Raw genomic sequence first — 15600 nt, forward strand, 5'->3', positions numbered from 1 at the left:
GAGTAAAACAAAGGTGCGCGGTCCGTCGACACCTTTATCGGTTCACCCTATGGGGGGTAGGGCGTACCAACAGTTTCAGTATTGGCTAGCTTGCCTATTCGTCCAGCTGAAAATGGTCGTTTTTTAAACAGTTTTGGAATCAACCGCCGCTTGCTGACAACTCAGCTGCACAGTCGGGTCAAGATCGCCAAGGCTTCAGCGATCACACTCTCGCGGGTATAGAAGTGAGGCGAGAAGCGCACGCCCTTCCCGCGCGGGATACACACTACCCCTTCGGCCATCAATTGCTTGTGCAAGGCGAGGCTGTCCTTGCCATCCACGCTAAAGGAAAGAATGCCCGACCGGCGTTCGGTTGCGAGCGGAGAGTGAATCCGGGCGCCCGGGATACGCTCGATGCCGGCAATCAGCGCCACGATGCGGTCTTCGATTGCCTGGGCTACGTTCGCCATACCTGCTTCTTCGAGCAGGCCCAGGCTAGCTTCGAGCGCCATGGTGCCGAGGATATTCGGGCTGCCGCATTCAAAGCGCCGGGCACTGTTGGCCGGCTCCCAGGTATCACGGGTGTAGTCGCCCATGTGCTCCAGCATATGCCAGCCATATTCCTGCAGCCGCAGGGTTGAACGCAGTTCGGCACGGCAATAGAACACACCAAGGCCCTCGGGCCCCATCATCCATTTGTGCCCGTCCGCCATGGCGAAATCGCATTCATAGGCCTGTACATCGAACGGTGCGGCGCCCAGCTGTTGGATCGCATCGATGCAGAACAGCACACCTTGTGATTTGCACCCCTGGCCGAGGCGCACGAGGTCCATCTTAAGGCCGCTGGCGTATTGCACCGCACTGATAGCCATCAAGCGGGTGCGTGGGCCGCAGGCGTTCAACAGCGCGGCTTCCGGGTCCGGGCCTGCCAGGTTGACCTTGATGACTTCCACGCCCTTGGGCGCGAGGGCTTCCCAGACGATACGGTTGGAAGGAAATTCCTCGTCGCTGATCACAACCTGGTCGCCTGGCGCCCAGTCCAGGCCGAATGCCACGAATGAAAGGGCTTCGGAAGTGTTTTTCACCAGCGCGATGTCGGCGGCCGACGGGGCGTTCAGCAAGCGTTGCAAGCGATCACGCAGGCGCTGCTCCACGTCCAGCCAGGCCGGGTAATCGCGGGCGCCGATCAGCACGTTCTCTTGAGCGAAGCGGGTGACCGCCTCGGCGCTGCGGCGCGGCCAGGGCGAGACCGCCGCATGGTTGAGATACAGCAGCCCTGAGGCTTGGGGGAACTCGTCTACAAACGTGGACATATTCGGATGATCCGTGCAATTTGACGCAAATTAGGCATAATACCGGCTTCGATTCAGCCCCGGTCCGTGTATGCAAAAAGAACCTAGAAAGGTCCGCGAATTCCGCCGTAGGGAACAGGAAATCCTCGACACGGCGCTCAAACTGTTCCTGGAACAGGGTGAGGACAGCGTGACCGTGGAGATGATCGCCGATGCGGTGGGTATCGGCAAAGGGACCATCTACAAGCATTTCAAATCCAAGGCCGAAATCTACCTGCGGCTGATGCTCGATTATGAGCGCGACCTCAACGGCCTGTTGCACTCCGCTGACGTGGACCGCGACAAGGAAGCACTGTCGCGCGCGTATTTCGAGTTCCGCATGCGCGACCCACAGCGCTACCGGCTGTTCGACCGTCTGGAAGAGAAAGTGGTGAAGGGCAACCAGGTACCCGAAATGGTCACCGAGCTGCACAGCATTCGGGCATCGAACTTCGATCGGCTTACGCAGCTGATCAAAGGCCGCATCGATGAAGGCAAGCTCGAAGATGTGCCGCCGTATTTCCATTACTGCGCCTCATGGGCATTGGTACATGGCGCCGTAGCGCTCTATCACTCGCCGTTCTGGAGCAATGTGCTGGAGGACCAGGAAGGGTTTTTCCAGTTCCTCATGGACATCGGCGTACGGATGGGCAACAAGCGCAAGCGCGACGGCGACGGGCCAGCCTGAACGGCGCTCGCTCTCTTGCATCCGCCAATACGGCCTTCTTGCATCCCCGCCAATACGGCTCTGTAGCAGCCCGCCTTGGCGGCGACCAGCCCGGCAGGGCTGCTTTGATCGCTACCCTGCCACTCCCACCACCGTACCCACCCCCAGCAGCACCGCAGCCGCGACCAACTGCCAGCGCACGATACGCGCCAGGCGAACAGCGCCATAGCCATCAGCGGCGGCCAGTTCTCCAGCGCGCAACAGGCTTACCCGGGCCAGCAATGCGCCCGCCGCCAGGGTAGCGCCCAGTTGCCACTGCACCGGCCGAGGCGCTGTCTCCAGGCTGGGAAAACGGCTTCTGAACCAGGCGATCAGGCAACCTCCCAGCACTGCCAGGCAGGCCCAGGCAAGCCCACAACCCAGGCGCAGCCGTTGCGGTTTACGCGCATGAATGGCGCTGTATGCCAGCGTAAGGCAGCACGCAGCGGCCGCCGCGCCAAGCGCGAGCGAGGCGTTGAAATGAAAAGTTGTGGAGTTCATCGGACTTTCGGTCGGCGCCTCAGGCAATAGCGGGTATGATAGCGACCTTCCCGAACTACTGATAATCCATCCAGCCCTTTGGGCCGCTCGGACTCCATGCTCAGCACTGAACTCAAATCAACCATCCAGGGCGCCTATAGCCGTTTTCTCGAGGCCAAGGGGCTCAAGGCCCGTTATGGCCAACGCCTGATGATCGCCGAGGTGGCCAAGGCGCTGGGCGCCGTCCCGTGCGACGAGGAGGGGCGGCGCGTGAGCGAACCGGCCGTGGTTGCGGTCGAGGCAGGCACGGGTACCGGTAAAACCGTTGCGTACAGCCTGGCGGCCATTCCTGCCGCCAAGGCTGCTGGCAAGCGGCTGGTGATCGCTACCGCTACCGTGGCGCTGCAGGAACAGATCGTCCACAAGGACCTCCCGGACATCATGCGCAACGCCGGGCTCAACTTCACCTTCGCGCTGGCCAAGGGGCGTGGGCGCTATCTGTGCCTGTCCAAGCTCGATGGCTTGCTGCAAGAAGGGCAAGCGCAGAACGCCACCGCCCAGTTGTTCGAGGACGAAGGCTTTTCCATCGACGTGGACGAGGCCAGCCTCAAACTGTTCACCAAAATGATCGAGAAGCTGGCCGGCAACCGTTGGGACGGCGACCGTGACAGCTGGCCCGAGGCGTTGGAAGATCCTGTCTGGGCGCGCCTTACCACCGACCATAGCCAGTGCACCAACCGCCATTGCCCGAACTTCCAACAGTGCACCTTCTTCAAGGCGCGCGAAGGCATGGGCAAGGTAGACGTGATCGTCACCAACCATGACATGGTCCTGGCCGACCTTGCCCTCGGCGGCGGCGCCGTACTGCCAGACCCGAAAGACACACTCTATGTGTTCGACGAGGGGCATCACCTGCCGGACAAAGCCATCGGCCACTTCGCCCATTTCACGCGGCTGCGCTCAACGGCCGACTGGCTTGAACAAACGGCTCGCAACCTTACCAAGCTGCTTGCCCAGCATCCGTTGCCGGGTGACCTCGGCAAGCTGATCGAGCAGGTGCCGGAGCTGGCTCGCGAGCTCAAGGCACAAATGCAGTTCATGTACGGCGCCTGCGAACAACTGGCCGACTTCCGGCCCGGCGAAGACATGGAAGGCCGCGAACGGCCACGGCATCGGTTCGTGGGCGGGCTGGTGCCCGAACATATCCGCGAGATGGGCCTGGAGCTGAAAAAAGGCTTCGCCCGGCTCACTGACCTTTACACCCGCCTGGCCGAGTTGCTCAAGGAAGGGATGGAAGGCGAGGTGAATATCGGGATCGCCAGCCACCAGGCAGAGGAATGGTACCCGCTGTTCGGCACCCTGCTCGCCCGCGCGCAGGGCAGTTGGGAGCTGTGGGTCGCCTTCACCGCGGAGGATCCGGAAGGCAGCCCGCCCATGGCGCGCTGGCTCACCCTGGTGGAAGCCGGTTCGCTGTACGACCTCGAAGTGAACGCCAGCCCCATCCTGGCAGCGGAAATGCTGCGTCGCAACCTCTGGAATGTGGCCTTCGGCGCAGTGGTAACCTCCGCCACGCTGACCGCGCTGGGCCGCTTCGACCGTTTCCGCATGCGCGCCGGGCTACCCAGGGATGCCGTCACGGCCGTGGTCCCCAGCCCGTTCCATCATGCCGACGCCGGGGTGCTGCGGGTGCCGGACCTACGGGCCGACCCACGTGATGCCGCTGCCCATACTGCCGCGATCATCCGTGAGCTCCCCGGGCTGGTCGAAGGCTCCCGTGGCTCGCTCGTCTTGTTCTCGTCCCGCCGGCAGATGCAGGACGTATTCGACGGGCTGGACCGTGAATGGCGCCGCCAGGTGTTCATTCAGGGCAACCTGTCCAAGCAGGAGACGTTGAACAAGCACAAGGCGCGGGTCGACGACGGGGAAAGCAGCGTATTGTTCGGCCTCGCCAGCTTTGCCGAGGGCGTCGACCTTCCCGGGGCCTATTGCGAGCACGTGGTGATCGCGAAAATACCCTTCGCGGTGCCCGACGACCCCGTGGAAGCAGCGTTGGCCGAATGGATCGAGGCGCGCGGGGGGAACCCCTTCATGGAAATCGCCGTGCCGGATGCGTCCCTGCGCCTGATCCAGGCCTGCGGCCGCTTGCTGCGCACCGAACAGGACCGGGGAATGATCACCTTGCTGGACCGCCGCGTGGTTACCCAACGCTATGGCAAGGCCATTCTCGATGCCTTGCCACCGTTTCGCCGGGAAATCGGCTAGCAGGCGCCCGCCGAGCGCCCTGCCGATTCCCTTCACAAAGCCATGAATGGCTGAAACAATGCCAGACCATTTTTTGCCAAACCCGCCGGGAGCTTCTGTGCTAATCAAAGGCCATTATTCGCTGGAATTCGAAACGGTGCGCGATACGTTCGCTGCGCTGTTCGAGGATCGCCAGGAGCGTGGAGCGGCCTTGTGCGTGCAGGTAAACGGCGAAACGGTGGTCGATCTGTGGGGCGGCAGCAGCGACAAGGACGGCACCGAGGCCTGGCACAGCGATACGCTGGTGAACCTGTTCTCATGCACCAAAACCTTCACCGCAGTGGCAGCACTGCAGCTGGCCGCCGAGGGCAAGCTCGCTCTGGACGCCCCAGTGGCGCGGTACTGGCCCGAATTTGCCGTGAACGGCAAGGCGTCGATCACCGTGCGTCAGCTGCTGTGCCACCGGGCCGGCCTGCCGGCGCTGCGTGAGCTTCTGCCAGCCGAGGCGTTGTATGACTGGCACGTGATGACCGCGGCGTTGGCGGCGGAGCGCCCCTGGTTCGAGCCTGGGACTGCCCACGGCTATGCGGCGATCACCTACGGCTGGCTGCTTGGAGAGGTAATTCGGCGAGTGGACGGGCGTTCGCCCGGCCGCGCGATCGTGGAGCGGGTAGTGGCACCGCTGGATCTGGACTTTCATATCGGCCTGAGCGACAGCGAATTCCATCGCGTCGCCCACGTGGCTCGCGGCAAAGGCAACCCGGGAGACGCCGCCGCCCAGCGTTTGCTTCAGGTGACACTGCGCGAGCCGGAAGCGCTGAGTACGCGAGCCTTTACCAACCCGCCTTCCATTCTCACCAGCACCAACAAGCCGGAATGGCGGCGCATGGAGCAACCCGCCGCGAACGGCCATGGCAACGCTCGAAGCCTTGCGGGCTTTTATCAGGGCCTGCTTGAAGGCCAACTGCTGGACGGCGAGTGGCTCGATGAACTCACGCGTGAACATAGCCAGGGCGACGACCTGACCTTGCTCACACCAACGCGCTTCGGGCTTGGGTGTATGCTCGACCAGCCAACGCTCGCCAACGCTACCTTCGGAATGGGGCCAGGTGCATTCGGCCATCCCGGCGCTGGCGGCTCGGTGGGTTTCGCAGACCCGCACAGTGGCGTGGCGTTCGGCTTCGTCACCAACACGCTTGGCCCTTACATATTGATGGACCCGCGCGCGCAAAAACTTGCCCGCGCGGTTGCGCAGTGCCTGTAGCGCGACACGACCGACGGTAGCTCACTGGCGCTGGAATGTTCTACCATCCAATCAACGATTTATGTGGGTTTTCTAACCCGATTTATTGACTCCACTTTCCGGATCTACCATGTACGCCAAGAAGACTCTCGCTTTCGCCTTGTGCCTGGCCATTACAGGCTGTGCTCACACCTCGCAGGAAGCTCCCTCCAAAGCGGATGCGGGCTGGTGGCCCTTCGGCCGGGAGGAGGCTGCCAAGGAAGTGGCCAAGGACAATGGCGTAGAACAGGCCGTGCAGGATCGGGTGGCAAAGGCCGAGGCGGCCTCCGATGCCAAGGCAGCCAGCGAGGGTCACTGGTGGTGGCCGTTCGGCGGCGAAGCGAAGGCCCCGGCTGCGGCGGTCAATCCCAAGGGCGCCCCGGCGGCGGCCATCGCTGCTGCCGCGAAAGTTGATCCAGCGGTCACCAAGGCCTGGCTGGATGCGTACGAGCCCAAACTGCGTGAAGCGATCAAGGGCAGCAAGTTCCAACTCGAGCGCCATGACGACATGCTGGTAGTCACCGCGCCAGTGGACGGTTCGTTCAACCCAGACCGCCCGGCCATGCTGCTGCCGGTTTCCCTTGCGCCCATTACCAATGTGGCCAAGGCGCTGGAAGGTGACAGCAAGACCTCGGTGCTGATCCTTGGCCATGCCGATGGCACTGGCGCGGCCGATGCCAACAAAAAGGTCAGCCTCGAGCGGGCGCAGTCGGTGGCGGCGATCTTCCGCCTCAGCGGCCTGCAACGTAACCGCCTGAGCCTGCGCGGCATGGGTTCGGTAGTGCCCCGTGCCGCCAACGACAGCCCGGCGGGGCGTGCGCTGAACCGTCGCGTTGAGATGCTGGTAACCCCGGAAAGCGGAATGGCCACACTGATGGCCAAGTATGATCAGCCTACCCCGGTAGCTGCCGCTATCGTCGCCCTGCAGGACGTGAAGGCCGTTCCGGACGCACCGGCAGCCGCCCCCGCGGCCCCTGCGAAGAAAGCGGTCACAAGCAAGAAGGCGAGCAAGCCAGCTGCCGTGACGGCAAAGAAAAAGCCAGCGGTGAAGAAGGCCGCCGTGGTGAAGAAACCTGTTGCAGACCAGCAAGCCAAGAACTGAGCGGGCCGCGACGATGAGTAAATCCCTGGCGGACATGCGCCGTGACTATACCCGGGATGGGTTGACCGAGAGCGAAGCTCCCGCCGACCCGCTGGTACTGTTTCGCAAGTGGTTTGACGAGGCAGTGCGAACCGAGCAGCTACCGGTCGAAGCCAACGCGATGACCCTGGCGACGGTGGACAGCGATAATCGCCCGCATTGCCGCGTGTTATTGCTCAAGGGCATGGATGACCAGGGGTTTACGTTCTTCACCAACTACGAAAGCGCCAAGGGCCAGCACCTGGCGTTGAACGCTTTCGCCGCGATGACGTTTTTCTGGCCTACCCTCGAGCGCCAGGTGCGTATCGAGGGCAGGGCGTTGAAAGTGGCGCCGGCCGAGTCTGAGGCGTACTACCGGGTGCGCCCGCTGGGAAGCCGCATTGGGGCCTGGGCGTCGCCGCAAAGCCGGCCCATCACAGGCCGGGCGGAGCTGGAAAACCTTCTGGAAGTCACCCGCCAGCGCTTTGGAGATACCCCGCCCAGCTGCCCTGAGCACTGGGGCGGCTACCGTCTGGTTCCCGACCGGATCGAGTTCTGGCAGGGGCGCCCCAGCCGGCTGCATGATCGCCTGGATTACCGCTTGCACCAAGGTGCCTGGAATCGTCAGCGCCTGGCGCCCTGACCCCTTCAAAACCCTTCGGTTTCGTGACACGCTTCGTAGGACGGCGTCTAATAGCCGTCTGTCCTACGGAGTGTGATCCATGCGTAATTCTGTTGTTCTCGCCAGCTGCTTCACCGCCATGACCGTTCTGCTGAGCGGCTGTGCATCCAGCCTCACCGGCGACACGTATTCCCGCGATGAGGCCCGCCGCGTGCAAACCGTGCGCATGGGCACCATCGAATCCCTGCGGCCCGTGAAGATCGAAGGGACCAAAACCCCCATCGGCACCGGCGCTGGCGCCATCGTGGGCGGCGTGGCCGGCAGCACCGTTGGCGGTGGCCGCGGCAGCATCGTTGCGGCGGTAATCGGCGCTGTGGCGGGTGGGTTGCTCGGTTCGGCGACCGAAGAAGGCCTGACCCGTACCCAAGGCGTTGAAATCACCGTTCGTGAAGACGACGGCAGCACTCGCGCCTATGTGCAGCAGGTTCAGGAGAATGAAGTGTTCCGCGTAGGCGAGCGCGTGCGCATCATGACTGTGGACGGTACCAGCCGCGTCAGCCACTGATACCGTTGCAAGCTTGGGGGCCCATTCAGGCCCCTCGGCTCAAGCAGCTGCCGGCGATTTTCGGCTGGTAATTGCCATGATCAGGTAACCACCTACCGCCGCCAGGAACGAACCGGTAAGAATGCCCATTCGATCCTGGCCGGCATACACACTGGTAGAAGCGTCGAAGGCCAGTGAGCCAACGAAAATGCTCATGGTAAAGCCGATGCCGCACAGCACGGCCACACCGAGCAGTTGGCCCCAGTTGGCCCCGGCTGGCAGCGCTGCCAGGCGTAGCTTGACCGCCAGCCAGGTAAGCCCGAACACGCCGATGGTCTTGCCCGCGAGCAGCCCCAGCGTGATGCCCAGCGGTACCGGATGGGTGAAGCTTTCCAGGCTCATGCCGGCCAGCGAAATCCCTGCATTGGCGAAGGCGAACAGCGGAAGAATGGCATAGGCCACCCAAGGGTGGAGCGCATGCTCCAGCCGAAGCAGCGGTGGCTCCGAGTGTTCCGCCTCTCCCCGCAAGGGGATGAACATTGCCAGCGCGACCCCGGCCAATGTGGCGTGCACACCGCTTTTAAGCACGCACACCCACAACACGATCCCGATCAGCAGGTAAGGCGCCAGATGGCGCACGTTGGCGCGGTTCAAACCCAAGAGTGCCAACAGGCAGCCTGCGGCGAGCATCAGCGCCGTGCTGGAGAGCGCGCCCGAGTAAAACAACGCGATGATCACGATCGCGCCCAGGTCATCAATGATGGCGAGGGTCATCAGGAACAGCTTGAGCGACGGCGGTACACGTTTGCCCAGCAACGCCAGTACGCCCAGGGCGAAGGCGATATCCGTGGCAGTCGGGATTGCCCAGCCCGCCGCGGCGGCCGGCTCTTGATAGTTCAATGCCCAGTAGATGAGCGCGGGGACTGCCATCCCACCGATGGCGGCGGCACCGGGCAGGACCACCTGGGAAGGCTTGGCCAGGTGGCCCTGCAACATTTCGCGTTTTACCTCGAGGCCGATCAGCAGGAAAAACAGCGCCATCAAGGCGTCGTTGATCCACAGCAGCAGGGGCTTGAAGAGTTCCAGCGGGCCGATCTTCAGCCAAACCGGTATGTCCAGAAAGGCCTGGTAGCCCGCTGAAGCAGCCGAATTGTTAGCCACCAGGGCCACGATGGCAGCGATGATCAGCAGCAGGCCACCGGTGGCTTCCATGGCGAAGAATTTGCGCAACGAGAGGCGTACGGACAAGGGCTCCCTCCTTGGTCGTGGGTGGAAAGGAGGCGTACCCTAACCTGCAGTGGCCGCCCGGCAAACAAAAAGTATAAGCTTATAACCGTTTGAAAATAGCTGCGGCCCCCGCACTCCGTGGCTTTCCGGACTATTCCAATAATGAGTTTCCGTTTGTGTCGGCTGACTTGCATCAGCGCTGGCACGCCAAAGGGTTCTATACATGACCGACCGTAACTGGGGCCTGGACGCCATCCGCTTGATCGAGGCCGATTTCCAGCGCAGCGCCGACACTCACCTGATTCCCTTCGCGCTACCTGGGTTCCCGGGCATCGACCTTTATTTCAAGGACGAGTCCAGCCACCCGACCGGGAGCCTCAAGCACCGGCTCGCCCGCTCGTTGTTCCTGTACGCCCTGTGTAACGGCTGGCTCAAGCCCGGCAAGCCCGTAATCGAAGCGTCAAGCGGGTCGACGGCGATTTCAGAGGCGTACTTCGCGCGCTTGCTGGGGTTGCCTTTTATCGCGGTGATGCCGGCGTCGACTTCCCAAGTGAAGATCGATCAAATCGCCTTCTATGGCGGCAAGAGCCATCTGGTAGACGACCCTACGCAAATCCATCAGGCCTCGCTGGAGCTGGCGGCCGAGACTGGTGGGCATTTCATGGATCAGTTCCTGTATGCCGAGCGGGCCACGGACTGGCGCGCCAACAACAACATCGCCGAGTCGATCTTCCAGCAGATGCGCCTTGAGCGGCACCCCGAGCCGGACTGGCTGGTGTCCAGCCCCGGCACCGGGGGCACAGTTGCCACCCTTGGCCGCTATGTGCGCTATCGCCAGCACCGCAGCCGCGTGCTGTGCGCCGACGCCGAGCGGTCGGTATTCTTCGAGGCTTACCGCAGCGGTAACCATGAACTCACATTGCCCCATGGCTCCCGTATCGAAGGGATCGGGCGGCCACGTGTTGAGCCTTCGTTCATGCCGGGCGTAATCGACAGCATGGTGAAGGTGCCTGACGTATTGTCGCTGGCGGCCATGCATTACCTCAGTGAGCACCTGGGGCGGCGGGTAGGAGCGTCCAGTGGCACCAACCTGGTGGGCGCGCTGGCCGCCGCCGCGCTGATGCGGGACGAAGGGCGCCATGGCTCTATCGTCACCCTGCTATGCGACAGCGGCGAGCGTTACGTGAGCACGTATTACAACGCGGGATGGCTGGCGAGCCAGGGCCTGGACCTCGCCGAGTCGCTGGCAGCCATCAGGGAGGTGGTAGAGCAGGGTGCGCCGCTGCCAGCGTCCGTGCTGGCTCACCATGGGTGAAGGGCGTCAGACGCCCAACACGTCTCGCGCCACGGCTTCGGCGATTCGAATGCCGTCTACCCCCGCGGACAGGATGCCCCCCGCGTAGCCGGCACCTTCCCCGGCCGGGAACAGGCCCTTGAGGTTCAGGCTCTGGAAGCTTTCGTCCCGGGTGATGCGCAGGGGAGAAGAGGTGCGGGTTTCGATCCCGGTCAGCACCGCGTCGTGCATGCTGTAGCCCTTGATCTGGCGGTCGAAGGCCGGCAGCGCTTCACGGATGGCTTCGATGGCGAAAGCCGGCAGGGAAGCCGCAAGGTCCACCAGCGCCACGCCGGGCTTGTAGGATGGCTCGACGCTGCCCAGGGCGGTCGAAGCACGGCCCGCGATGAAATCCCCCACCAGTTGCCCGGGGGCGTGGTAGCTGCTGCCTCCCATCACGTAAGCCGCAGCTTCGAGCTGTTCCTGCAGCTCGATGCCGGCCAGCGGGCCACCGGGGTAGTCCTGCTCGGGCGAGATACCTACCACCAGGCCGGAGTTGGCGTTGCGCTCGTTGCGCGAATACTGGCTCATGCCGTTGGTGACCACACGGCCTGGCTCGGAGGTGGCCGCGACCACGGTGCCGCCCGGGCACATGCAGAAGCTGTACACCGAGCGGCCGTTGCTGGCGTGATACACCAGCTTGTAATCGGCCGCGCCCAGCTTGGGGTGCCCTGCATATTTGCCAAGGCGCGCCTTGTCGATGACCGACTGCGGGTGCTCGATCCGGAAGCCGACCGAGAACGGCTTGGCTTCCATGTACACACCACGGGCATGAAGCATGCGGAAGGTGTCACGGGCGCTGTGGCCCAGTGCGAGCACCACATGGCGGGCCAGCAATTGCTCGCCGTTCGCCAGCTCCACACCTTGCACCTGCCCGTCTTCGATCAGCAGGTCGCTGACCTTGGATTCGAAACGGATCTCACCGCCGAGCGCGATGATGTCCTGACGCATGTTTTCCACCATGCCGGTAAGCCGGAAGGTGCCGATATGGGGCTTGTTCACGTAGAGGATTTCTTCCGGCGCGCCGGCCTTCACGAACTCTTCCAGCACCTTGCGGCCATGGTGCTGGGGGTCGCGGATCTGGCTGTACAGCTTGCCATCGGAAAAGGTACCCGCGCCGCCTTCGCCGAATTGCACGTTGGACTCCGGGTTCAGCTCGGCCTTGCGCCACAGGCCCCAGGTGTCCTTGGTGCGCTGGCGCACTTCCTTGCCACGCTCCAGCACGATCGGCCGGAAGCCCATTTGTGCCAGCAGCAGCGCGGCGAAGATGCCGCAAGGGCCGAAGCCCACTACCAAGGGGCGCTGTTCCAGCGCTGCGGAGGCCTGGCCCACGAAGCGGTAGGCCATGTCCGGGGCGATCACAACGTTATGGTCGCCAGCGAAGCGCTCGAGCAGGGCGGCTTCGTTGGCAACGGCCACGTCCACCGCATAGATGAACAGCAGCTCGGAGTTCTTTTTACGGGCGTCGTAGCTGCGCTTGAAGATGCTGAACGCCAACAGGTCTTCGTTGGCAGTGCTCAGCCGCTGGACAATGGCCTGGCGCAAGGCGTCGTCAGTGTGATCCAGGGGGAGTTTGAGTTCGGTAATTCGTAACATGGTGGGTCCAGTGGCCGGCCGCGCTGTCGCGGCGCTAATGCAAGCCGGCGATTATACCCGCTCACGGCGCCGCGGCCACAGGTGCACCCGCCGCGCGGCCTTACTGGGCTTGAGCACCGCCGGGGTAGGCGCAGCCGCGCTGCACCTGGTCCCCCAGCCGCAGCTCGGCGCTGAGGAAGGTCACCCGGGTGCTGTCTACGCAGCGCTGGGGCGCGATCCATAGCTCGATCCGTTGATGGTTCGCTTCGCTGCTCAAGCTGGTGCCACCACCGGGTATCTGTTCCTGCATGTACGGCACGGCGAGGTCGGGCTGACCTTCACGTTGCACTTTCATTCCGTTGGGGCTCACCCGCACCGTCCATTCGGGGACATGACCCTGCGCGTAATAACCGCTGAGCTTGAAGTTCGGGTCCTTGCAGCCGCCACTGGCGCGCTCCACGCGATACAGGGTTTGCAGGTTCAAATCGCCTGCGCTGCCTTCCACGGTATTGCCATCGAAGCGGCCGCGGACATCGGCGAACAACGCCGCCGAACCGTCGCCCATCGCGGCGGCTTCTTCGGCGAGGCCAGTAGTGCCGTTATCGGTCACCTTGAACGTTCGCGACGAGTCGCACGGGGTGAACAATAATCCGCCCTCTGCTGCGGTCAAGGTGCCCTGCATGCGGGTTTGCCCCGACAGCTCGGCTGGCGCGTCATGCCCCATGAAGTCGAACAGTTGGCAACCGGCGAACAGGGGGAGCAGGGTGGCGAGCAGCAAGGGGCGAACAACGTGCATCAGGTGGCCTCCATCAATCGGTCGGCCACGTTACCACGTAATTCCGCCGCGCTTAGTAACCGACGCGGTACGTTTGCCCGGTCTGCCGGCCCTCGACACTGCGCGCGTAGGCTAGCGCGACGTCGGCGCCCGTTGCGGGTTTGAACCCCCGGAAGTAGGGCCCGTAAGACGGCAAGGCTTCGACCAGCACGGTCGGGCTTACCGAATTGATGCGCAGGCCGCGAGGCAGCTCGATGGCGGCGCCGCGTACGAACGCGTCCAATGCGCCGTTTACCAGGGCCGCACTGGCACCGCTGGCAATCGGCGCTTCGCTGAGAATCCCGCTGGTGAGGGTGAATGAGCCGCCGTCGTTGAGCACGGCCTGGCCCAGCATCACCAGGTTCACCTGGCCCATGAGCTTGTTACGAAGGCCCAGTTCGAAGTCTTCGGGTGTCATCTCCGTCAGGGCCTTGAATACCACCTGGCCAGCCGCGCAGATCACGGCGTCTACCGTTCCTACCTTCCGGTACAGCGCGCCAATGGATACAGGGTCAGTGATATCCACGCGAACGTCGCCGTGGCTTCGGCCAGCGCGAATCAGCTCATGGCGCGGCCCCAGTTCCTGCTCGACAGCACTGCCTACGGTCCCGCTTGCACCGATCAACAGGATTTTCATAAGTGGCTCCTCTTTGGATGAAGCCACACTCTACGCCCGGCGTTGGGTGGGATAACCTACCTGTTGAGCCATCTACTGTTTCTGTGAGGAAACAATGAGCACTACGGAAGACCTGTGTGCGTTTGCTGTATTGATGCGCGAAGGTTCCTTCACGCGCGCCGCCCAACGGTTGGGCTGGAGCAAAGGGCAGCTGTCGAAACGCATCAGCGAAATGGAACGGACCTGCGGGGTGCAGTTGATTCACCGCACTACCCGCCGGCTGGGGCTCACCGCAGCCGGCGCGGCGCTATTGCCACAGGCCCAGGCGTTGCTTGAGCAAAGCGAGCGTGCCCGGCAAACACTGGCTGGGCTGCGGGATGACACCGCCGGGCTGGTTCGGCTCACGTTGCCAGTGTCGGTAGGGGAGGCGGTGTTCCAGCCCTTGTTCGGTTTCCTGCAGCGGGACTACCCCAACCTCCAGGTCGAGGTTGACCTTTCCAACAGCTACCGAGACTTGCTGCGTGAGGGCTTTGACCTCGCCGTCCGCGACCATGTGGGCACGGAAGAGCGGCTGGTAGCACTGCCGTTTCTGCATATGGAAGAAGTGACCTGTGCCGCGCCTGGCTATGTAGCAGCCCATGGCAGCCCTGCCTCGCCCCAGGCCTTGCAGGGCCACGCCTGCCTGTTGCATAGCCATGCAAGCCATCCTGAACGCTGGGGCTTTCATGTGGCTCACCAACCCTGTGAGGTGCAAGTGAATGGCCCGGTGCGGACCAACCATTACACGTTGCTGCGCCACGCCGCGCTGGCCGGTGCGGGCATCGCGCGCCTGCCTGCGTACCTGATCGCGGAGGACCTGGCCGAAGGTCGCCTGGTGCGGTTGTTGAGCGGCTACAAGGCGCGGCGCCTGCCGTTGTATCTTGTGCATGGCTATACCGCGGGCTTGCCCCGTCGGGTAAAGGTAGTCGCCGATTGGCTCGGCGCCTGGGGGGCAGGCGCCGAGCAATAATCGCAGGCCGGCTGGCTGTCAGCCGCCGAGGTAGGCGTCGCGCACTTTCGGGTCGGTAAGCAGTGCCTCGCCGGTGCCGGTCATGACCACCCGGCCGTTTTCCAGCACGTAGGCACGGTCAGCCACTTTCAGCGCCTGGTTGGCATTCTGCTCCACCAGGAACACCGTCACGCCATCACGCCGTAACTGCTCGATGATGTCGAAGATCTGCTGAATGATGATCGGTGCCAGCCCCAGTGAAGGTTCGTCGAGCAACAGCAGTTTGGGCTTGCTCATCAGGGCGCGGCCGATGGCGAGCATTTGCTGCTCGCCGCCGGACATGGTCCCGCCCCGCTGGCTGTAGCGCTCCTTGAGCCGAGGGAACAACTGCAGCACTTTGTCGAGCTGGGCCTGGTAGTCGCCTTTCTCGGTGAAGAACCCGCCCATGGCAAGGTTTTCTTCGACGGTAAGCCTGGCGAATACCCGGCGCCCTTCAGGCACCACCGCAATGCTCTTGCGCATGATCTGCGCCGAATCCAGCCCAACCAGCTCCTCGCCCAGATAGCGAATGCTACCCGACTGCGCCCGTGGCGAGCCGCACAGGGTCATCAGCAACGTCGACTTGCCCGCGCCGTTGGCACCGATGAGCGTGACGATCTCGCCTTGATTGATCTCCACGTTGACCGAATGCAGGGCCTGGATCTTGCCGTAGAAGGTCGATACGTTCTCGAAACGCAGCATC

At 63.3% G+C, this 15600-nt stretch carries 15 protein-coding genes; 8 read left to right on the plus strand and 7 right to left on the minus strand.

Translation table 11 applies throughout. The features are described 5' to 3' along the window. Positions 1–161: 161 nt before the first annotated feature. Entirely contained in the window at positions 162–1292 is a 1131-nt protein-coding gene (locus tag AC3Z8Y_RS05445; protein WP_490088769.1) for an aminotransferase class V-fold PLP-dependent enzyme, read from the minus strand. A 70-nt stretch (positions 1293–1362) separates the two neighbouring features. On the opposite strand from AC3Z8Y_RS05445, the gene AC3Z8Y_RS05450 reads away from it, so the two are divergent. Beyond that, positions 1363–1998, plus strand: coding sequence for a TetR/AcrR family transcriptional regulator (locus tag AC3Z8Y_RS05450; protein ID WP_181115146.1), 636 nt, complete (start codon positions 1363–1365; stop codon positions 1996–1998). A 111-nt stretch (positions 1999–2109) separates the two neighbouring features. Here AC3Z8Y_RS05450 and AC3Z8Y_RS05455 read toward each other — a convergent pair whose 3' ends face one another. Then, positions 2110–2517, minus strand: a complete 408-nt coding sequence (locus tag AC3Z8Y_RS05455; protein ID WP_490088770.1) for a hypothetical protein — start codon at positions 2515–2517, stop codon at positions 2110–2112. Positions 2518–2613: 96 nt separating this feature from the next. Between AC3Z8Y_RS05455 and dinG the strand changes: the two genes are divergently transcribed. From dinG to AC3Z8Y_RS05480, 5 genes are all read left to right on the plus strand, one after another. Further along, positions 2614–4758: an ATP-dependent DNA helicase DinG gene (gene dinG / locus AC3Z8Y_RS05460; protein WP_490088771.1), complete on the plus strand. Its 2145-nt coding sequence runs from the start codon at positions 2614–2616 to the stop codon at positions 4756–4758. 97 nt (positions 4759–4855) lie between these two features. Continuing rightward, positions 4856–6001 (plus strand): serine hydrolase domain-containing protein, encoded by a 1146-nt coding sequence (locus tag AC3Z8Y_RS05465; RefSeq protein WP_490088772.1) that lies wholly within the window; start codon positions 4856–4858, stop codon positions 5999–6001. A gap of 109 nt (positions 6002–6110) precedes the next feature. Beyond that, positions 6111–7121: an OmpA family protein gene (locus AC3Z8Y_RS05470; RefSeq protein WP_490088773.1), complete on the plus strand. Its 1011-nt coding sequence runs from the start codon at positions 6111–6113 to the stop codon at positions 7119–7121. Between the two features lie 13 nt (positions 7122–7134). After that, positions 7135–7782 (plus strand): pyridoxamine 5'-phosphate oxidase, encoded by a 648-nt coding sequence (gene pdxH / locus AC3Z8Y_RS05475; RefSeq protein ID WP_490088774.1) that lies wholly within the window; start codon positions 7135–7137, stop codon positions 7780–7782. A 79-nt stretch (positions 7783–7861) separates the two neighbouring features. Next, positions 7862–8326 (plus strand): outer membrane lipoprotein, encoded by a 465-nt coding sequence (locus tag AC3Z8Y_RS05480; RefSeq protein WP_181115137.1) that lies wholly within the window; start codon positions 7862–7864, stop codon positions 8324–8326. A gap of 39 nt (positions 8327–8365) precedes the next feature. Here the strand turns inward: AC3Z8Y_RS05480 and nhaA are convergent, their stop codons facing one another. Continuing rightward, on the minus strand, positions 8366–9553 hold the full coding sequence (gene nhaA / locus AC3Z8Y_RS05485; protein ID WP_490088775.1) for a Na+/H+ antiporter NhaA: 1188 nt from the start codon (positions 9551–9553) through the stop codon (positions 8366–8368). Positions 9554–9755: 202 nt separating this feature from the next. Between nhaA and AC3Z8Y_RS05490 the strand changes: the two genes are divergently transcribed. Continuing rightward, on the plus strand, positions 9756–10847 hold the full coding sequence (locus AC3Z8Y_RS05490) for a PLP-dependent cysteine synthase family protein (protein WP_490088776.1): 1092 nt from the start codon (positions 9756–9758) through the stop codon (positions 10845–10847). Between the two features lie 6 nt (positions 10848–10853). Here AC3Z8Y_RS05490 and AC3Z8Y_RS05495 read toward each other — a convergent pair whose 3' ends face one another. From AC3Z8Y_RS05495 to AC3Z8Y_RS05505, 3 genes are all read right to left on the minus strand, one after another. Beyond that, positions 10854–12461 (minus strand): NAD(P)/FAD-dependent oxidoreductase, encoded by a 1608-nt coding sequence (locus AC3Z8Y_RS05495; RefSeq protein WP_490088777.1) that lies wholly within the window; start codon positions 12459–12461, stop codon positions 10854–10856. 100 nt (positions 12462–12561) lie between these two features. Next, the gene (locus tag AC3Z8Y_RS05500; RefSeq protein ID WP_490088778.1) at positions 12562–13236 is read right to left on the minus strand and encodes a hypothetical protein; all 675 of its coding nucleotides are present in this window, start codon (positions 13234–13236) and stop codon (positions 12562–12564) included. A 52-nt stretch (positions 13237–13288) separates the two neighbouring features. Then, a complete protein-coding gene (locus tag AC3Z8Y_RS05505) occupies positions 13289–13891 on the minus strand; it encodes a short chain dehydrogenase (protein ID WP_490088779.1) in 603 nt (200 codons plus the stop codon). Positions 13892–13985: 94 nt separating this feature from the next. On the opposite strand from AC3Z8Y_RS05505, the gene AC3Z8Y_RS05510 reads away from it, so the two are divergent. After that, complete coding sequence (locus AC3Z8Y_RS05510) at positions 13986–14879, plus strand: LysR family transcriptional regulator (protein ID WP_490088780.1); 894 nt, start codon at positions 13986–13988, stop codon at positions 14877–14879. 18 nt (positions 14880–14897) lie between these two features. Here AC3Z8Y_RS05510 and AC3Z8Y_RS05515 read toward each other — a convergent pair whose 3' ends face one another. Continuing rightward, positions 14898–15599, minus strand: a complete 702-nt coding sequence (locus tag AC3Z8Y_RS05515) for an ABC transporter ATP-binding protein (protein ID WP_490088781.1) — start codon at positions 15597–15599, stop codon at positions 14898–14900. Between the last annotated feature and the right edge of the window lies 1 nt (position 15600).

The sequence above is a fragment of the Pseudomonas sp. 3MAES_34.3B genome (assembly GCF_058145875.1).

Bases quoted from the DNA above. Each gene is read 5' to 3' on its own strand.
- AC3Z8Y_RS05445 (WP_490088769.1), bottom strand. From the start codon at position 1,292: ATGTCCACGTTTGTAGACGAGTTCCCCCAAGCCTCAGGGCTGCTGTAT.
- AC3Z8Y_RS05450 (WP_181115146.1), top strand. From the start codon at position 1,363: ATGCAAAAAGAACCTAGAAAGGTCCGCGAATTCCGCCGTAGGGAACAG.
- AC3Z8Y_RS05455 (WP_490088770.1), bottom strand. From the start codon at position 2,517: ATGAACTCCACAACTTTTCATTTCAACGCCTCGCTCGCGCTTGGCGCG.
- dinG (WP_490088771.1), top strand. From the start codon at position 2,614: ATGCTCAGCACTGAACTCAAATCAACCATCCAGGGCGCCTATAGCCGT.
- AC3Z8Y_RS05470 (WP_490088773.1), top strand. From the start codon at position 6,111: ATGTACGCCAAGAAGACTCTCGCTTTCGCCTTGTGCCTGGCCATTACA.
- pdxH (WP_490088774.1), top strand. From the start codon at position 7,135: ATGAGTAAATCCCTGGCGGACATGCGCCGTGACTATACCCGGGATGGG.
- AC3Z8Y_RS05480 (WP_181115137.1), top strand. From the start codon at position 7,862: ATGCGTAATTCTGTTGTTCTCGCCAGCTGCTTCACCGCCATGACCGTT.
- AC3Z8Y_RS05490 (WP_490088776.1), top strand. From the start codon at position 9,756: ATGACCGACCGTAACTGGGGCCTGGACGCCATCCGCTTGATCGAGGCC.
- AC3Z8Y_RS05495 (WP_490088777.1), bottom strand. From the start codon at position 12,461: ATGTTACGAATTACCGAACTCAAACTCCCCCTGGATCACACTGACGAC.
- AC3Z8Y_RS05500 (WP_490088778.1), bottom strand. From the start codon at position 13,236: ATGCACGTTGTTCGCCCCTTGCTGCTCGCCACCCTGCTCCCCCTGTTC.
- AC3Z8Y_RS05505 (WP_490088779.1), bottom strand. From the start codon at position 13,891: ATGAAAATCCTGTTGATCGGTGCAAGCGGGACCGTAGGCAGTGCTGTC.
- AC3Z8Y_RS05510 (WP_490088780.1), top strand. From the start codon at position 13,986: ATGAGCACTACGGAAGACCTGTGTGCGTTTGCTGTATTGATGCGCGAA.
- AC3Z8Y_RS05515 (WP_490088781.1), bottom strand. From the start codon at position 15,599: ATGCTGCGTTTCGAGAACGTATCGACCTTCTACGGCAAGATCCAGGCC.